This is a genomic window from Rossellomorea sp. GAMAL-10_SWC, assembly GCF_049568075.1.
Lineage (GTDB): Bacteria > Bacillota > Bacilli > Bacillales > Bacillaceae_G > Gottfriedia.
Genome location: NZ_CP144911.1, coordinates 4,376,827 through 4,394,157 on the forward strand (window position 1 = coordinate 4,376,827; position 17,331 = coordinate 4,394,157).

Sequence of the window (17,331 nt, forward strand, 5' to 3'; positions counted from 1 at the left end):
TTCCAATGCAGTTAATACTCCCTTTTTGTTTTTATCTAACCTTTTTTATAATTGAAAGTTAGGAAACTAGTATGTTAAAAATCTAATTGGCACGTAAATTTTCTTTCAGTTTCTTTAATTGAATTCGCAATAAACTTAGCCATTTTCATTACAAGGCTTAATCTAGTATTTTGTAGCACATAAAATTCCATAAATCCACTAACATTTACAACTCCAGTTAAATTAATCTCGCCAACTAAAGGTAATTCTTTTTTCATTGCTGCACCAGGTTTTAACGGACCATTGGATAAACGAACGCTACCAATACTTTTTACTCTGCCTAAACAGGCATCTACAGCAATGATAAATGGATTGTTATACTTGCCTTTAATTCTTTCAAGTTGTTCTGAAAGATTTAACGCATGAATTGGCTCATCAAGAGTACCATAATAATGAAACCTACTTAAGTTTAATTCTCCTAACATGGTTCCAACTAAAGGACCTAAAGAGTCTCCCGTAGAACGGTCAGTTCCGATACATACAAAAACAATTTCTTTAGTGTGTACACTTGGAAGCGACTTACATAAACGATCTGCAAATCTGTTAATAGCGTTTTCGTCATCTAGAAATACAGAATAATCATCCTTGAATAGGTTACGCAAAGGATTTGCTGAAAATTGCATAATATCGCCTACTTTTCATTTAAGAGAGTAGTATTAGTTTATGCAAAATTTAAACAATTTATACTTTCGTCTGCGATCTTCGTTATTAAATTAAACTATTATTACATTTGTTCATATTTGTAGTTTTAAAATGATAATTCGTTTAGTATTACGTTTGAAGTCACTTGAAAATAGATAGGGGGAAAAAGACAGTATGAATAATGCAACAGATAAAATAGAACATGCTGAAAAAGTAATAAAGAAAAGCATGCTGACGCCAGAACAATGGGACACAATATTAAATTCATCAATAAAAATAGCGCTAATTATTATTGTTTCAGTATTGGCTGTAAAACTCGGAAGAAAGTTAATCCGTAATCTCTTAAAGGTTAATGCTAGAGGACCGTTACAAGTATCAGAAAGAAGATCAGTAACGCTAATTAAATTGATGGAAAATGTACTTGCATATGTAATATTCTTTATTGCTGCTTTGACGATTCTCCCGATATTTGGTGTGGAAATAAAAGGGCTTTTAGTAGGAGCAGGAATAGGTGGCGTAGCAATTGGTTTTGGTGCACAAAGCTTAGTAAAAGATATCATTTCTGGATTTTTTATTTTGTTTGAAGATCAGTTTTCAGTTGGTGACTACATTAGAGTTCAAACTTTCGAAGGAACAGTACTATCAATTGGTTTAAAAACAACTAAAATTAGAAGCGGAACAGGTGAGCTTCATATCATCCAAAATGGAATGATTACTGAAGTAACCAATTTTTCATTACATAATGCCGTGGCAATGGTCGATGTTAGTATTTCATATGAGGGCGATATTGAACATGCGCAAAATGTAATTGAAGAGCATTTAGAAACTATGCCAGCTAGATACGAAGAAATGGTAAAACCTCCAGAGTTTCTTGGGATACAAAACTTAGGACCATCTGAAGTAACATTACGAATCTCTTCAGAAGTTAGAGCGATGACACAGTTTAAAATCTCTAGAGCAATTCGAAAAGAAATTAAGGAAGTACTTGAAAGAAATAACATAGAAATTTCTTATCCAAAGATGGTATTATATAAACAACCAGAAACTAAAAATGAAAATGCGAATGTATAGTTTGTATGCTACTATTTTAAGGAAGTGAAGTTTTTACATGGAAGAAAAAGAATTTAGCCTAAATGATATAGTAGAAATGAAAAAACCTCATCCTTGTGGAGTGAACAGATGGAAAATTATTCGAATGGGTATGGACATTCGATTAAAATGTGAGGGATGTGAGCATAGCGTTTTAATACCTCGCAGAGAGTTCACACGAAAATTAAAAAAGGTTTTAGTTCGATCTGAAGAGTAGGACGATTTTTAAATCAATGGGTATCTAGTAGAGCAATTTGAAGGATCGCTCATATTAGATACCTTTCGTATGTTTAGAATTAATATTCAGATTTTCTTGTTATTTTTTTTTGAAATCAATATAATTGTGAAAGATTAACTAAGTTCGTATAGGAGTGGAAAATATGCCATTAACAGCAGGGATCGTTGGATTACCAAACGTAGGAAAGTCGACATTATTTAATGCAATTACACAAGCGGGTGCTGAATCAGCAAACTATCCGTTTTGTACAATTGATCCAAACGTAGGTGTGGTAGAAGTACCAGATTACCGTTTAGTAAAATTAACTGAATTAGTTCAACCTAAAAAAACTGTTCCAACAACTTTTGAATTTACTGATATCGCAGGGATCGTGAAGGGTGCAAGTAAAGGTGAAGGGTTAGGAAATAAGTTTTTATCTCATATTCGTGAAGTGGACGCAATTTGCCAAGTAGTACGTTGCTTTGTAGATGATAATATTACTCACGTATCTGGAAAAGTAGATCCAATTGCAGATATTGAAACAATTAACTTAGAACTAATTCTTGCAGACTTAGAATCAGTTGAAAAACGTATTGATCGTGTAGCTAAATTAGCAAAACAAAAAGATAAAGATGCATCTTATGAACATGAAATTTTAGTAAAATTAAGAGATGCATTTGAAAATGACAAGCCAGCTCGTTCAGTAGAGTTTACAGAAGAACAAATGAAAGTAGTAAAAGGGTTACACTTATTAACGACTAAGCCAATGCTTTACATCACTAATGTTGGCGAAGATGAAATCGCAGATGCTTCATCAAACGAATACGTTGAAAAAGTAAGAGAATTTGCAGCTAAAGAAGGTTCTCAAGTTATTGTAATTAGTGCAAAAATTGAAGAAGAAATTGCTGAGCTAGATGATGAAGAGAAACGTACATTCCTTCAAGAACTTGGAATTGAAGAATCAGGTTTAGATCAATTAATTCGTGCAGCTTATTCTTTATTAGGATTGGCAACTTATTTTACTGCAGGTGTACAAGAAGTAAGAGCTTGGACATTTAAAAAAGGTATGAAAGCTCCACAATGTGCTGGCGTAATTCATAGCGACTTCGAACGTGGCTTTATCCGCGCAGAAACAGTTTCTTTTGAAGATTTAGCGACTTATGGTAACATGACAGCATCAAAAGAAGCAGGTAAAGTACGTCTTGAAGGTAAAGAGTATATCGTACAAGATGGGGATGTAATGCATTTCCGATTTAATGTTTAATGAAAATAGCAACTGAATTATTGATTTGCTATCTTAAAAAAACTATGCTATAATTTTAACTCGTGAGTGATTACTTAAATTGCTCCTTGCCCTTAATTGGGCCGTTAGACCAAAAGGAGGTGACATTGTGATGAATAAATACGAAATCATGTACATCGTTCGACCAAACATGGAAGACGAAGCACAAAAAGCATTAGTTGAGCGTTTCAACGGCGTTTTAACTGAACAAGGTGCTGAAATCACAAACGTTAAAGAGTGGGGTAAACGTCGTTTAGCTTATGAAATTAACGATTTCCGTGATGGACACTACATGCTTGTAAACGTTTCTGCTAAGCCAGAAGCTGTACAAGAATTCGATCGTTTAGCGAAGATCAGCGAAGATATCATCCGCCACATCGTTATCCGTGAAGAAGAAAAATAATATTTTTTAAATGCTTTAGGGAGGTAGGAATCAGATGATTAATCGAGTTGTACTTGTAGGTCGCTTAACAAAGGATCCGGACTTACGTTATACGCCAAGTGGGGTTGCTGTTGCAACATTTACTCTAGCGGTGAATCGTACCTACTCAAATCAGCAAGGCGAAAGAGAAGCAGATTTTATTAACTGCGTTATCTGGAGAAAGCCTGCTGAAAACGTAGCAAACTTTTTGAAAAAAGGAAGCTTAGCTGGCGTTGAGGGGCGTATTCAAACTAGAAGTTTTGATGGTCAAGATGGTAAGAGAGTATATGTAACTGAAGTTGTAGCTGACTCTGTTCAATTCTTAGAACCAAGAAATGCATCAGGTAACCAAGGTGGTTCATTCGGTATGAATCAACAAAATCAAGGTTTTAACGCTGGAAATCCTTTCGAAGCACCATCTCAAAAGCCTAGCTTTAATGATGATCCATTTGGTGGGACAAGCAAAACGATTGATATTACTGATGACGATCTTCCTTTCTAATAATAAAAACAGTGTAATGCTGAACGGTTAGCATTACTAAAAAAACTAATTTTTAAGTAGAGGAGGGAAATAACAATGGCAATGGGTGGACGTAAAGGTGGACGCGCTAAACGTCGTAAAGTTTGTTACTTTACTTCAAATGGCATCACTACAATCGACTTCAAAGATACTGAGTTATTAAAACGTTTCGTTTCTGAGCGTGGTAAAATTTTACCTCGTCGTGTAACTGGTACTTCTGCGAAATACCAACGTAAATTAACGATCGCAATCAAACGCGCTCGTCAAATGGCATTATTACCATACGTAGCTGAATAAGCTAAGTAATAAAAAGTACAGCATTCTCGTGCTGTACTTTTTTTGTATTTATGAAAAAATAAGTTTTATGGTAAAATAAGAAATAGTATGCTTATCGCGAAATAAGTAGAGGTAGTTGAAAGGAGCTTTATTTTGAAATCGACTCGATTTATTACCGAGGGTGCAGTACTATTAGCTATTTACTCAGTACTACTGTTAATATTTAGATTTGTACCGTTTCTCTCAATTTTTATGGCATTCCTTATGCCGCTGCCGTTTATTATTCTAAGTATTAAATACTCAATTAAAGAATCACTTTTACTTTGCTGTGTGGCGCTGGGATTAACGATTGTGATTACCTCATTTAATTTACTTCCAGTTACTTTAATGTACTCAACAGTTGGTATAGCATTTGGTTATCTATTGAAAAATGAGCGAAGTAAAGGCGAGATATTACTTACTAGTACTTTCTTATATTTAATACATACAGTACTATCGTACATACTATTCAAAGCTGTTTTTCATATTGATTTCGTTAAAGAGAATATAGACTTGGCAACGGAGGCTATAGAAAAAAGTAAGGAACTAAGTGCCAGTCTTGGTACAAACGCCAATGAAAAGGCATTAGATAGTCTTACAAATGCTATTAAATTAATCCCTACATTAATTCCTTCATTATTGTTAATGATTAGTTTTATACTTGCTTTTTTAACACAACTAGTAACTTTTCCATTAATAAGGAGATTAGGTTATAAAACTCCGAAATTTAAGCCATTTAGAGAGTTTAGACTCCCAGTAGGATTCATGTGGTTCTTTTTAATTGTAATGCTCTTTTCATTCTTCAATTTGAAACAAAGTAGTTTCCTCAGTATAGCAGTGATTAACTTAACATATGTACTTCAAATATTACTGCTCGTTCAAGGTTACGCATCGATCTTTTATTTTAGTTATTTAAAACATTTTTCTAAAGCGGTACCAATTATTATATTAATCGCAAGTTTTATCATTCAACCATTAATTTATATTGTTTTACTAATTGGAATTGTCTCGATTGGAATATTTAATAGAAGAAAAATTTAAACTTAAAAACATATTTGTTACTAATTTGTTTTGAAAAAGTGAATAAACTTTAATATGTAAGTTAGATTTTATTTGGCTTAGGGGTTGAACATATGCAAGATTTTCATAAGAAACAGATGTTTCTTATACCCGTCTATCTTTTAACTGCTCTTTCAGTGTTTCTGATCGGAACTGTGGTCTATATTCAACCTAAAATAGGGATAGTTTTTATCGTTATCTTTTTATGCGTTATTTTTCTAGTTGTAAAGTTAGAAATTAAGTATCGCTATGTTTTAGATATGTATATAGAATCAGTTATGTCGAGAGTGAAGAATTTAAGTAATGAAGCAATTACAGAAATGCCAATTGGAGTATTACTTTATGATAGAGAGTACCATATTGAATGGGGCAATCAATATATTTTAAATATTTTAGACGATCGTTCATTAATTGGTAAACACATATATGACCTATCTGAAGGGTTAATGGCTTTAATTTCGAAAAAAGAGAAAAAAGAAGATGTATTGAATATAAGTAAAAGAACATATCGCGTAGTTATTAAAAGGGAAGAGCGATACATTTATTTATTTGATGTGACAGAACAGGCACAATTAGAGAAGTTATACGAAGATCAAAGAACAGTAATCGGAATTATTTTATTAGATAATTACGATGAAATGACACAGGGCTTAGATGACCAGGAGCGTTCTAGTGTAAATGGTGCAGTAACAACCATGTTAAATAGTTGGGCTAATAGCCATGGTATGTTCTTGAAACGTGTTTCATCCGATCGATATAGTGTAGTTTTAAATGAAGGAATTCTGGCAGCATTAGAAAATAACAAATTCTCTATACTAGACCAAGTAAGAGAAGAGACTACAAAGCGTAATTTACCTCTTACTCTAAGCGTCGGTGTCGGAGTAGGCAGTTTGAATTTAACCGAACTTGGCCAACTAGCTCAATCTGGTTTAGATTTAGCACTAGGGCGCGGGGGAGATCAAGTAACTGTTAAAAATATTAACGGTAAAGTGAAGTTTTTTGGTGGAAAAACAAACCCTGTAGAAAAGAGGACGAGGGTTAGAGCGAGAGTAATCTCGCATGCATTAAGAGATTTAATGAAGAGTAGCGCCAATGTTATGATAATGGGTCATAAGTTACCTGACATGGATGCTCTTGGTTCAGCAGTCGGTATCTTAAAAATGGTAATGCATAATGAAGTGGATGGTTATGTAGTAATTGATAAAGATGAAGTAGATAAAAGTGTTAATCGTTTGATGAGGGAAATGTCTAAAAATGAACAATTTATGTCTTGTTTTATTACACCCGACAAAGCAAAAGAACTTATTTCTGAAGATACATTAATAATTGTAGTAGATACTCATAGACCTACAATGGTTGAAGAAGAGTCACTTTTAAATGAGACAGATAAAATTGTTGTGATAGACCATCATCGAAGAGGAGAGGACTTCATTAAGGATGCAATTCTCGTTTATATGGAGCCGTACGCTTCCTCTACTGCAGAATTAGTAACTGAGTTATTGGAGTACCAACCGAAGAAAATAAAATTAAGCATGCTTGAGGCAACAGCCTTACTTGCAGGTATCATTGTTGATACAAAGAGTTTTACTTTCCGAACAGGAGCACGAACTTTTGACGCAGCGTCTTACTTGCGTTCTAACGGCGCAGATACGATCCTCGTTCAAAATTTACTAAAACAAGATATGAATGAATATATTCGCAAAGCAGAATTGATAGAGGAAGCCTATATGTACAAAGAGGGCTTTGCGATTAGCTTTGGGAAAGACAATGTAAACTATGATCAAGTTTTAATCGCCAAGGCTGCAGATACATTATTAACGATGACTGATGTCATTGCATCTTTTGTTATTGCGAAAAGGTCAGATAATGTTGTTAGTATCAGCAGTCGTTCATTAGGGAATATAAATGTTCAATTAATAATGGAAGAGCTTGGTGGTGGCGGTCACTTAACAAATGCTGCTGCGCAAATTGAATCTTCTTCAATCAGAGAAGTTGAACAACGTTTATTGAGAATAATCGATGAATATATTGAAGGGAGAACAAACAAATGAAAGTAATTTTCTTAAAAGATGTAAAAGGAAAAGGTAAAAAAGGAGAAACTAAAAATATCGCAGATGGCTATGCAAGCTTCTTAATCAAAAATGGAGATGCTATTGAAGCTACTGCAGGTAATATGAAAACTCTTGAAGCGAAAAAAAATAAAGAATTAAAAGATGCACAAATCGAATTAGAAAACTGTAAAAAGTTAAAAGAAACAATTGAAACTTTAACAGTAGAACTAAAAGCTAAATCAGGTGAGGGCGGTCGTCTATTCGGGTCAATCACAAGCAAGCAAATTGCAGATGAGCTTAATAAAGTACATGGTATTAAACTAGATAAGCGTAAATTCGAAATGAATGATGCGATTAGAGGACTAGGTGTAACAAATATTAAAGTAAAATTGCATCCTGAAGTAAGTGCAACTTTAAAAGTACACGTTAAAGAACAATAAGAAAAACAAGCATCTGGAGGACTAGAAATGAGTGATTTGCTAAATGATCGTACTCCACCACAGAATATAGAAGCTGAACAGGCTGTATTAGGAGCCATACTGTTAGATTCAGAGGCGCTGATATCAACTTCAGAACGGCTTTTACCAGATGACTTTTATCGAGCTGCCCATCAAAAAATATTTGAAGCGATGCTTAAGATTGCTTCAAGGAATGAGCCTCTGGATGTTATCACGCTAACTTCTGAACTAGCTAATCAAGGAGTGTTAGAAGAAGTAGGAGGAGTATCATACTTAAATGATTTGCTGGCTTCAGTACCAACGGCATCTAACGTTGAATACTATGCGAAGAGCGTTGAAGAAAAATCTACTTTAAGAAGATTAATAAGAACCGCTACAAATATTGTAACGGAAAGCTATGCACCAGATACTCCAGTGGATGTTGTACTAAACGAGGCTGAAAAAAGTATCTTAAAAGTAGCTCAGCGCACAAACGTTTCTGGTTTTCAAAGTATTAAAGATGTAGTATTTACTACATTTAGTAAAATTGAGACTTTATTTAATCAACGTGGAGAAATTACAGGTGTACCGACAGGATTTACTGATTTAGATCGTATGACAGCGGGATTTCAGCCCAATGATTTAATTATAGTAGCTGCCCGTCCTTCAGTAGGTAAAACAGCTTTTGCGTTGAATATCGCACAAAACGTAGCGACTAAGACAGATGAAAACGTAGCAATTTTCAGTCTCGAGATGGGATCAGACCAGCTTGTTATGCGTATGCTTTGTGCAGAAGGGAATATTAACGCACAGGCACTACGTACAGGTAATCTTGAACAAGAGGATTGGAATAAGCTAACGATGGCTGCTAGTAGCTTAGCTGGTACAGGTATATATATCGATGATACACCTGGTATTAGAGTAAATGACATACGTGCTAAGTGTAGAAGGCTGAAGCAAGAGCATGGCTTAGGAATGATCCTAATTGATTATCTGCAGCTTATTCAAGGTAACGGCAAAAGTGGAGAAAATCGTCAACAAGAAGTATCTGAAATTTCACGATCTCTTAAAGGACTAGCGAGGGAATTAAAAGTACCTCTAATAGCCTTATCTCAGCTATCACGAAGCGTTGAGTCAAGACAGGATAAACGTCCAATGATGTCTGATATCCGTGAATCAGGAAGTATTGAGCAAGATGCGGATATTGTTGCGTTCTTATACCGAGACGATTACTATGATAAAGAATCAGAGAATAAAAATATTATTGAAATCATTATTGCTAAACAAAGAAATGGTCCAGTAGGTACTGTTTCATTAGCATTCGTAAAAGAATATAACAAGTTCGTAAACTTAGAACGAAGGTTTGATGAGCAAGCACCAGGTGCCTAAAAATAGTTTGGAATCAGACAGGCGCAAATATCTTCAATCGTCTGATTGGGATCTCATCTAAAAAATAATCACATAGTGAATCTATGTGATTATTTTTTTTTGTTAGGGCAAACTATTTTTATCAAATTCTTTAGTTTGTATTTACGAACAAATAAAACTTAGAATGGAATTATTTAAAGAGATTTATTGACAAATTCCGTAAGTTTGATATACTAGTTTTGGTTTTAGTTCGGAAATAGCGTAATTTAATCGGAGGTGCAGTACATTGTCATCAGTAGTAGTAGTTGGTTCTCAATGGGGAGACGAAGGAAAAGGAAAAATTACCGACTTTTTATCACAACAGGCAGAAGTAGTTGCTAGATATCAAGGTGGTAACAATGCAGGTCATACAATCGTATTTAATGGTGAAAAGTACAAACTTCACTTAATTCCATCAGGTATTTTCTTCTCAGATAAAATTTGTGTTATTGGAAATGGTATGGTTGTAGATCCTAAAGCTTTAGTTCAAGAGCTAGCATACCTACATGATAAAGGTGTTTCAACTGACAACTTACGTATTAGTAATCGTGCTCATGTTATCTTACCTTATCATTTAAAACAAGATGAGTTAGAAGAAGAGCGTAAAGGTGATAATAAAATCGGTACTACTAAAAAAGGTATTGGACCAGCTTATATGGACAAAGCTGCTCGTGTGGGAATCCGTATGGCAGACCTTTTAGATAAAGAAGAGTTTTACGAAAAATTAAAACGTAATCTTGAAGAGAAAAATAATTTATTTGAAAAAATGTATGATTCAAATTCATTAAATATCGAAGAGATTTTTGAAGAATATTATGAGTTCGGACAACAAATTAAAAAATATGTGTGTGATACTTCCGTTGTATTAAATGATGCAATTGATGGTGGAAAGCGCGTATTATTTGAAGGTGCACAAGGTGTAATGCTAGATATCGACCAAGGTACATACCCGTTCGTTACTTCTTCTAACCCAGTTGCAGGTGGAGTAACAATTGGATCTGGTGTTGGTCCGACAAAAATTAATCATGTTGTTGGTGTATGTAAAGCTTACACTACTCGTGTTGGTGAAGGTGCATTCCCAACTGAGCTTTTCGACGAAATTGGAAATACAATTCGTGAAGTAGGTCGTGAGTACGGAACAACTACTGGAAGACCAAGACGTGTAGGTTGGTTTGATAGTGTAGTAGTTCGCCACGCTCGTCGCGTTAGTGGTATTACTGATTTATCACTTAACTCAATTGACGTATTAACAGGTCTAGAGACTGTAAAAATTTGCGTTGCTTATAAGTTACGTGGAGAAACAATTACTGAGTTCCCTGCTAGCTTAAAACAACTTGCAGAATGTGAGCCAGTTTATGAAGAACTTCCAGGTTGGACAGAAGATATTACAGGAGTAAAAACTCTTAATGAACTACCAGTTAATGCAAGACATTATGTAGAACGAGTGTCTCAATTAGTCGGTATTCCGTTATCTGTATTCTCAGTAGGTCCAGATCGTAACCAAACAAATATCGTACGTAACGTTTACGGAGCTTAATATAATAAAGCCCTTAAATAAAAATTTAGGGGCTTTTATTATTTTTTTAAAAAACTATTGCCAAATTATTAGAAAGTATGATAAGATAAATCTTGTCGTCATAACTAGTATATAGCTTATGAAGTTAATCATTTTATGAGCCATTAGCTCAGTAGGTAGAGCATCTGACTTTTAATCAGAGGGTCGAAGGTTCGAATCCTTCATGGCTCATCTTTTCTTAAATTAATGTGGCCCGTTGGTCAAGCGGTTAAGACACCGCCCTTTCACGGCGGTAACACGGGTTCGAGTCCCGTACGGGTCATCCTTTTTTAATAAAATTATCATGGTCCCGTGGTGTAGCGGTTAACATGCCTGCCTGTCACGCAGGAGATCGCCGGTTCGATCCCGGTCGGGACCGCCATATAATGGCTCGGTAGCTCAGTCGGTAGAGCAGAGGACTGAAAATCCTCGTGTCGGCGGTTCGATTCCGTCCCGAGCCATCATAAAAACTACTGTATATACAGTAGTTTTTTATTTTATATCAACCTTATTGAAAATAGAATTAAACAGTTCGATTTTACAAAAAAACCTACTTAATTTAAAATAGAAGTAAGTGGAGTAGACCTCTAGCAACAAGCTAGAGGTTTTTTTCAAAAATCTAGTGTTTATATACAAAAAAAATAACACGTCAGATCGTATTCGTATTATATTTAGAGAGATAATCCACAAAACGAAATTACTATGATAAGTTTATTTGTTGCCTAATTTAATATGAAATTGCAAAAGATATGTATAGAATTGACGGTAGCGAAAACTGACTAGAAAAGGAGTGCGGGGAATGAATAAAAAAATATTAATAGTCGATGATGAAAAACCAATTGCTGATATATTGAAGTTTAATTTAGAAAAAGAAGGTTTTGAAATTGTTTGCGCGTATGATGGAGAGGAAGCATTACAAAAAGTAGATGAGTTTCTTCCTGACCTAGTTTTATTAGATATTATGTTACCAATTAGAGATGGTTTAGAAGTTTGTAGAGAAATTAGAAAGAACCATGAAATGCCGATCATTATGATTACAGCAAAAGACTCAGAATTAGATAAAGTACTAGGGTTAGAAATGGGAGCAGATGACTACGTAACAAAACCATTTAGTACACGTGAGTTACTTGCCAGAGTAAAAGCAAATTTACGTAGACACCAAACAGGAACTCCATCTGAAAAAGAGGAGTCAGTTGAAGTTATTATTGGCTCACTTGTTATCAATCCAAATGCTTATATCGTAACAAAACGTGGCGAGAAGATCGAATTAACTCACCGCGAATTTGAACTACTATATTATTTAGCGAAGCATATCGGACAGGTAATGACGAGAGAACATTTACTCCAAACTGTTTGGGGTTATGATTACTTTGGAGATGTACGAACTGTCGATGTAACAATTCGAAGACTTCGTGAAAAAATTGAGGACAATCCAAGTTATCCACTTTTCATTGTAACAAGAAGAGGAGTAGGATATTACCTGCGTGATCCGGAGCAAGATTAATGGCAGCTTATAATAAAGTTGGTTTATTTAAATCAATTGTATTTAAATTTGTACTTGTTTATATTTTACTCATCTTGGTAGCTATGCAAATTATTAGCGTTTATTTTTCAAGAGAGCTTGAAAAGCAGCTCGTAAACAGTTTTACAGTTGCGATAAACGAACGTGCTAAACTACTGGCTTATAATATAAAAATAGAGTATGAAAAAAAGAAAACTCTGGACGACCCAGAAGTAAAAGCTAATATCCAAAAAATAGTTTCAGACTTCGGAAAGAATATTGGAATATCGGACGTAAGAGTTATTAACCAAAATAGTGAAGTCATTGCTACTTCGGATTCTAGTAATCGGTCTATTGTTGGTAAAAGAACTACTGATATTTTAGTAAAAAGAGCTCTTTTAGTAGGTACTAGAACTGAGAAAGTGTTAATTGATCCTAAAAATGGTCATCGAATGAAAACGATTGTTACCCCAGTAATGGAAGGTGACGAAATTGTTTCAGCCATTTACACAAGTGCTTCAATGGAAAGCACTTATGAAAGAATGGAATTAATTAACCGTATTTTTTCAACTGGTACACTTATAGCAGTCGCGATTACATCCATTTTAGGTATATTGTTGGCTAAAGCAATTACGAAGCCAATCTCTGAAATAAGAAGACAGGCCCAAGAAATGGCGAAAGGAAACTTCTCTCGCAAATTAAAGGCCTATAGTGAAGATGAGATTGGTGAATTAACGATATCATTTAATAATCTATCACGTAATCTACAGCAAGCCAGAGCTTCAACTGATGGAGAAAGAAGAAAGCTTCAATCAGTACTAGAACATATGTCAGATGGGGTTATTGCTACTGACCGTAGAGGGAAAATTATTCTCTTAAACGATCCAGCTGAAACGATGCTTAATGTTTCACGTGAAACAGTATTAAATAAATCGATCTTAGAGGTATTGGGAATCGAAAAGATTAATACTTTAGATGATTTATACGATGAGCCAGATTCAATCATGTTAGATTATAGTAATAATAAGAGACCAATGATTATACGAGCTAGTCTTTCAACTATTCAAAAAGAATCCGGTAAAGTTAACGGTCTAATCGCTGTACTTTATGATGTAACTGAACAGGAAAAAATAGAGCAAGAACGTAGAGATTTTGTCTCCAATGTATCACATGAATTAAGAACGCCGTTAACAACGATGAGGAGTTATTTAGAAGCATTGTCAGATGGAGCTTGGGAGAATAAAGAAATTGCACCTAAGTTTTTACAAGTAACTCAAGATGAAACAGAACGAATGATTCGATTAGTAAATGACTTATTACAATTATCTAAGTTAGATAGTACAGAATATCGTTTAATGAAAGATTGGGTTAACTTTACAGAGTTATTTAATCGTATAATTGATCGACATGAAATGAGTAAGTCTCAAGAAGTATCGTTCAAACGCGAGTTCATAAGTAAGACAAGATTTGTATTTATAGATGAAGATAAAATTACACAAGTGTTAGATAATATTATTTCAAATGCACTAAAGTATTCACCAGAGGGTGGGACTGTAACTTATCGTATTAAGGAGTCTAGAGATCAAATATTAGTTAGTATTACTGACGAAGGTATGGGAATTCCAAAAGAAAATCTATCAAAGATATTTGATCGTTTCTATCGAGTAGATAAAGCTAGATCGAGACAAGTTGGGGGCACTGGCCTAGGGCTTGCTTTGGCAAAAGAAATGATTTACGCGCACGATGGTCATATATGGGCTAAGAGTGAAGAAGGAAAGGGTACAACAGTCTATTTCACACTTCCAGTGGCTGATGACCAAGAGGATGAGTGGGAATGAGAAGAGAACATATAAAATCAGTTATATTAACTACTCTTGTTGTAGTAAGTTTAGTACTTTCATATAGCTTATGGTCATATCAACCAACATACGATGTACTTCAAAATCAAGACTATGTCCAAAAAGTTTCGATTGGTGCAAAGAGAGACTTTAAGGACATAGTAATTCCGAATTTATTAGTTGTACATGAATCAAATAAAAATTATGAAACAACTAAACAGGGCAATATATCACCAATTTATAGATCATTGCAGAAATCCGAAATCACAAATTTTGAAAACCTGACAAATAAAACATCTGAAGTTGCCTATCAATCAATTACAAAAGGAAAAAATAAATTAGAAATTATTTTTCCAACTGTAGTACCAGTAGAGACATTAGGTAAAGTTCTTAATCTAGATGCAAAACGATTACAAAATGTTTTATTTGACCGAATAATCATCAATTTATCTACTAAACAGGATTCTTCAGCAAGGATCTATTTTTCAAATGAAGCACAAAATATTCTCTATGGAGCAACCTTTGATAACTCTTCAATTATTGCTTCAGTTGAAAAGATTAGAGACAATTACGAAAGCTTTACTGAAAGCTTAAGATATAAGTTAGATTCAGGTAAAATAATTTATTTACCTAAAAAACCAATTAAATTAACTACGATGGAGTTTCTTACAACGGATATAGATGTTGATAAATTAAAAGATGCAATATTTAGTGATCCTTCAAATGTCCGAAAAGAAAGTACTGATTCAGGAGATACATTCACAGACGGTACTAGATTAATGTCCGTTTCACCATTAAATCGTTCGATTTCCTTTGTTAACCCGACAACACCTGAAAACAATAATAATCAAAGTCCTAATTTATTAGTCCAAAGAAGTGTTGATTTTATTAATGCTCATGGTGGTTGGACTGATGGATATATTTTGTCTGGGGTTAAACCTGAGAATAATGAAGTTTCATTTAGACTTTTTGTAAATAATTTACCTGTGTATAATAATTCAACAATTACGACGAGTTGGGGAGTAGACGATATAGAAACCTTTAAACGTCCATTATATAAATTTAGAATTCAGGTGGACAAGAAGGAAAGTGAAATGGAATTAATGGCTGGTCCTCAAATTATGGAGATCATCTCTAATAATAAGTCGATTAATAAATCCCTTATTAAGGATATTAGCTTAGGGTACGAGACGATATTTGATGAAGATAAATCAACCATTAATCAGCCGTACTATAATAGAGCAATCCAGCTAAAACCTGTTTGGATTATAAATTACGATGACACTTATAAAAAGATTGATCAAGATTTGCTAAGTAGAACTGGGGTGAATATTGTTGGATTGGAGTAGGATCAAAACAATATTTATTTTAACTTTCTTAGTACTAGATTTATTTTTAGCGATTCAATATTATCAAAAGCGAAGTAGCGATCAGTTTGATACGATGGCAGAATCGAGTATTGAGGAGCAATTAAAGGAAAATGATATCACGTATGTGACATTACCTAAAAATTCTTTAAAGGAATCTTATATATCAGGTAATAGTAAGGATTTCTCCAAGAAAACTATTGCTGATAGAAAAGGGCAGAATATACAAATCTACAAAGATGTATTACAAAGTCAATTGAAAAAACCAGTTCCAATTGCAGAGACAAATAAAATACTCTTCTTAGAAAACTTTGTGAAGGAGTATGTTTGGAATGGTGGTAACTATCGTTATTGTCAAATTGATTCAACATCAAAAACGATATACTTCTGTCAAACCTATAAAGATCGCCTAATTTATAATATCGAAAGCTCAGTAGTTGAAATAAAGTATAACGATAATAATGAGATTTACGGGTATCGCCAAAGATATTTAGAAAACTTAAAAGAAATGATCGATAAAAAGAATGTGCAAGAAGCTTTACCGGCAATTAAAGCCATTGAAAATTTATTTGTAAAAGATGAATTAAAACCGAGTGATCGTATTACAAAAGTTGATTTTGGCTATTATACAGTAATCCCGTTATCAAATGGAGTTAAATTCATAGCACCAGCGTGGCATATCGTTGTCAATGAACAGCAGGATTACTTTGTTAATGCCATTGAGGGACAAATAATTAAGATAGATAATGAACAATGGAGTGAATAGCGATGAGTCTGCATTTTAGTGTACTTGCAAGTGGAAGTACCGGAAATGCGTTATACGTTGGGACGGAGAAAACTAAGCTTTTAGTTGATACAGGACTAAGCGGTAAAGCGATGGAGTCTTTATTTAAAGAAATCAACAGGGATATAAAAGAAGTTTCCGGTATTCTAGTCACGCATGAGCATAGTGATCATATTAAAGGACTTGGAGTTCTTGCCAGAAGATATCAAATCCCAATTTACGCGAATGAAAAAACATGGAAAGCAATGAACCATTTAATTGGAGAAATTCCAACAGAGCAAAAGTTCATTTTTAACATGGAAACGACGATTCAGTTTGGGGATATACAAGTTGAATCATTTGGTGTATCGCATGATGCTGCTGAACCAATGTTTTACGTATTTCATCATAATGAGAAAAAATTTGTTACAATTACGGATACAGGCTATGTAAGTGACCGAATGAAGGGGATTATTTCTAACGCAGATATGTACATTTTTGAAAGTAACCATGATGTCGAAATGCTACGCATGGGTAGATATCCATGGAGCATTAAACGCCGTATTTTAAGCGATGTTGGTCACGTATCAAATGAAGATGCTGCACTAGCAATGTCAGATGTAATTGGAGATAAAACAAAACGTATTTATCTTGCTCATTTAAGCCAAGATAATAATATGAAAGAGCTTGCCAGAATGTCTGTTACACAAACATTAGAGGGAAAAGGATTTGAAGTTGGGATGCAATTTGAAATTCATGATACGGACCCTCAAAAACCAACAGATATAGTGTATGTATAAAACAAAGCGCATACTAAGGGGAGAGTTT

17 protein-coding genes and 4 tRNA genes are annotated in these 17,331 nt (G+C 34.2%); 20 read left to right on the top strand and 1 reads right to left on the bottom strand.

What is annotated here, in order from left to right:
• Positions 1 to 74: 74 nt before the first annotated feature.
• A complete protein-coding gene (gene yyaC, locus V5E38_RS21285) occupies positions 75 to 662 on the bottom strand; it encodes a spore protease YyaC (RefSeq protein WP_049813552.1) in 588 nt (195 codons plus the stop codon).
• Positions 663 to 855: 193 nt separating this feature from the next.
• Between yyaC and V5E38_RS21290 the strand changes: the two genes are divergently transcribed.
• The 20 genes from V5E38_RS21290 to V5E38_RS21385 all read left to right on the top strand — a co-directional run bounded on the left by V5E38_RS21290 (position 856) and on the right by V5E38_RS21385 (position 17,303).
• Positions 856 to 1,752, top strand: a complete 897-nt coding sequence (locus tag V5E38_RS21290; RefSeq protein ID WP_499211358.1) for a mechanosensitive ion channel family protein — start codon at positions 856 to 858, stop codon at positions 1,750 to 1,752.
• Between the two features lie 37 nt (positions 1,753 to 1,789).
• A complete protein-coding gene (locus tag V5E38_RS21295) occupies positions 1,790 to 1,987 on the top strand; it encodes a DUF951 domain-containing protein (RefSeq protein ID WP_056467168.1) in 198 nt (65 codons plus the stop codon).
• Between the two features lie 163 nt (positions 1,988 to 2,150).
• Positions 2,151 to 3,251: a redox-regulated ATPase YchF gene (ychF, locus tag V5E38_RS21300; protein ID WP_025568957.1), complete on the top strand. Its 1,101-nt coding sequence runs from the start codon at positions 2,151 to 2,153 to the stop codon at positions 3,249 to 3,251.
• A gap of 130 nt (positions 3,252 to 3,381) precedes the next feature.
• Positions 3,382 to 3,672: a 30S ribosomal protein S6 gene (gene rpsF / locus V5E38_RS21305; RefSeq protein ID WP_025568958.1), complete on the top strand. Its 291-nt coding sequence runs from the start codon at positions 3,382 to 3,384 to the stop codon at positions 3,670 to 3,672.
• 34 nt (positions 3,673 to 3,706) lie between these two features.
• Positions 3,707 to 4,192 (top strand): single-stranded DNA-binding protein, encoded by a 486-nt coding sequence (gene ssb, locus V5E38_RS21310; RefSeq protein ID WP_025568959.1) that lies wholly within the window; start codon positions 3,707 to 3,709, stop codon positions 4,190 to 4,192.
• Positions 4,193 to 4,273: 81 nt separating this feature from the next.
• On the top strand, positions 4,274 to 4,507 hold the full coding sequence (gene rpsR / locus V5E38_RS21315) for a 30S ribosomal protein S18 (RefSeq protein ID WP_025568960.1): 234 nt from the start codon (positions 4,274 to 4,276) through the stop codon (positions 4,505 to 4,507).
• A 132-nt stretch (positions 4,508 to 4,639) separates the two neighbouring features.
• Positions 4,640 to 5,566, top strand: coding sequence for a YybS family protein (locus V5E38_RS21320; protein WP_499211359.1), 927 nt, complete (start codon positions 4,640 to 4,642; stop codon positions 5,564 to 5,566).
• 92 nt (positions 5,567 to 5,658) lie between these two features.
• Positions 5,659 to 7,635 (top strand): DHH family phosphoesterase, encoded by a 1,977-nt coding sequence (locus V5E38_RS21325; protein WP_499211360.1) that lies wholly within the window; start codon positions 5,659 to 5,661, stop codon positions 7,633 to 7,635.
• Positions 7,632 to 8,075 carry a 50S ribosomal protein L9 gene (rplI, locus tag V5E38_RS21330; protein ID WP_097976432.1) on the top strand — a complete coding sequence of 148 codons (444 nt, stop codon included), beginning with the start codon at positions 7,632 to 7,634 and terminating at the stop codon, positions 8,073 to 8,075. Before V5E38_RS21325 ends, rplI begins: the two co-directional genes overlap by 4 nt.
• Before the next feature lie 27 nt (positions 8,076 to 8,102).
• Entirely contained in the window at positions 8,103 to 9,461 is a 1,359-nt protein-coding gene (dnaB, locus tag V5E38_RS21335) for a replicative DNA helicase (protein WP_056467182.1), read from the top strand.
• A 265-nt stretch (positions 9,462 to 9,726) separates the two neighbouring features.
• Positions 9,727 to 11,016 (top strand): adenylosuccinate synthetase, encoded by a 1,290-nt coding sequence (locus tag V5E38_RS21340; RefSeq protein WP_499211361.1) that lies wholly within the window; start codon positions 9,727 to 9,729, stop codon positions 11,014 to 11,016.
• A 137-nt stretch (positions 11,017 to 11,153) separates the two neighbouring features.
• Positions 11,154 to 11,226, top strand: a tRNA-Lys gene (locus V5E38_RS21345).
• A 19-nt stretch (positions 11,227 to 11,245) separates the two neighbouring features.
• Positions 11,246 to 11,317: transfer RNA gene (locus V5E38_RS21350), tRNA-Glu, on the top strand.
• Positions 11,318 to 11,340: 23 nt separating this feature from the next.
• Positions 11,341 to 11,416, top strand: a tRNA-Asp gene (locus tag V5E38_RS21355).
• Positions 11,417 to 11,422: 6 nt separating this feature from the next.
• Positions 11,423 to 11,495, top strand: a tRNA-Phe gene (locus V5E38_RS21360).
• A 338-nt stretch (positions 11,496 to 11,833) separates the two neighbouring features.
• Entirely contained in the window at positions 11,834 to 12,538 is a 705-nt protein-coding gene (gene yycF, locus V5E38_RS21365) for a response regulator YycF (protein ID WP_097976436.1), read from the top strand.
• Entirely contained in the window at positions 12,538 to 14,373 is a 1,836-nt protein-coding gene (walK, locus tag V5E38_RS21370; protein ID WP_097976437.1) for a cell wall metabolism sensor histidine kinase WalK, read from the top strand. The genes yycF and walK overlap by 1 nt, the downstream gene beginning before the upstream one ends.
• Positions 14,370 to 15,722, top strand: a complete 1,353-nt coding sequence (locus V5E38_RS21375; RefSeq protein ID WP_499211362.1) for a YycH family regulatory protein — start codon at positions 14,370 to 14,372, stop codon at positions 15,720 to 15,722. The genes walK and V5E38_RS21375 overlap by 4 nt, the downstream gene beginning before the upstream one ends.
• Positions 15,709 to 16,506 (top strand): two-component system regulatory protein YycI, encoded by a 798-nt coding sequence (locus V5E38_RS21380; protein ID WP_499211363.1) that lies wholly within the window; start codon positions 15,709 to 15,711, stop codon positions 16,504 to 16,506. Before V5E38_RS21375 ends, V5E38_RS21380 begins: the two co-directional genes overlap by 14 nt.
• A gap of 2 nt (positions 16,507 to 16,508) precedes the next feature.
• Positions 16,509 to 17,303, top strand: coding sequence for an exodeoxyribonuclease YycJ (locus V5E38_RS21385; RefSeq protein ID WP_097976443.1), 795 nt, complete (start codon positions 16,509 to 16,511; stop codon positions 17,301 to 17,303).
• The last annotated feature ends 28 nt before the right edge of the window (positions 17,304 to 17,331 follow it).

Excerpts from the sequence above, each read along its gene's own strand:
- yyaC (WP_049813552.1), bottom strand. The coding sequence starts at position 662 with ATGCAATTTTCAGCAAATCCTTTGCGTAACCTATTCAAGGATGATTAT.
- V5E38_RS21290 (WP_499211358.1), top strand. The coding sequence starts at position 856 with ATGAATAATGCAACAGATAAAATAGAACATGCTGAAAAAGTAATAAAG.
- V5E38_RS21295 (WP_056467168.1), top strand. The coding sequence starts at position 1,790 with ATGGAAGAAAAAGAATTTAGCCTAAATGATATAGTAGAAATGAAAAAA.
- ychF (WP_025568957.1), top strand. The coding sequence starts at position 2,151 with ATGCCATTAACAGCAGGGATCGTTGGATTACCAAACGTAGGAAAGTCG.
- rpsF (WP_025568958.1), top strand. The coding sequence starts at position 3,382 with ATGAATAAATACGAAATCATGTACATCGTTCGACCAAACATGGAAGAC.
- ssb (WP_025568959.1), top strand. The coding sequence starts at position 3,707 with ATGATTAATCGAGTTGTACTTGTAGGTCGCTTAACAAAGGATCCGGAC.
- rpsR (WP_025568960.1), top strand. The coding sequence starts at position 4,274 with ATGGGTGGACGTAAAGGTGGACGCGCTAAACGTCGTAAAGTTTGTTAC.
- V5E38_RS21325 (WP_499211360.1), top strand. The coding sequence starts at position 5,659 with ATGCAAGATTTTCATAAGAAACAGATGTTTCTTATACCCGTCTATCTT.
- rplI (WP_097976432.1), top strand. The coding sequence starts at position 7,632 with ATGAAAGTAATTTTCTTAAAAGATGTAAAAGGAAAAGGTAAAAAAGGA.
- dnaB (WP_056467182.1), top strand. The coding sequence starts at position 8,103 with ATGAGTGATTTGCTAAATGATCGTACTCCACCACAGAATATAGAAGCT.
- yycF (WP_097976436.1), top strand. The coding sequence starts at position 11,834 with ATGAATAAAAAAATATTAATAGTCGATGATGAAAAACCAATTGCTGAT.
- walK (WP_097976437.1), top strand. The coding sequence starts at position 12,538 with ATGGCAGCTTATAATAAAGTTGGTTTATTTAAATCAATTGTATTTAAA.
- V5E38_RS21375 (WP_499211362.1), top strand. The coding sequence starts at position 14,370 with ATGAGAAGAGAACATATAAAATCAGTTATATTAACTACTCTTGTTGTA.
- V5E38_RS21385 (WP_097976443.1), top strand. The coding sequence starts at position 16,509 with ATGAGTCTGCATTTTAGTGTACTTGCAAGTGGAAGTACCGGAAATGCG.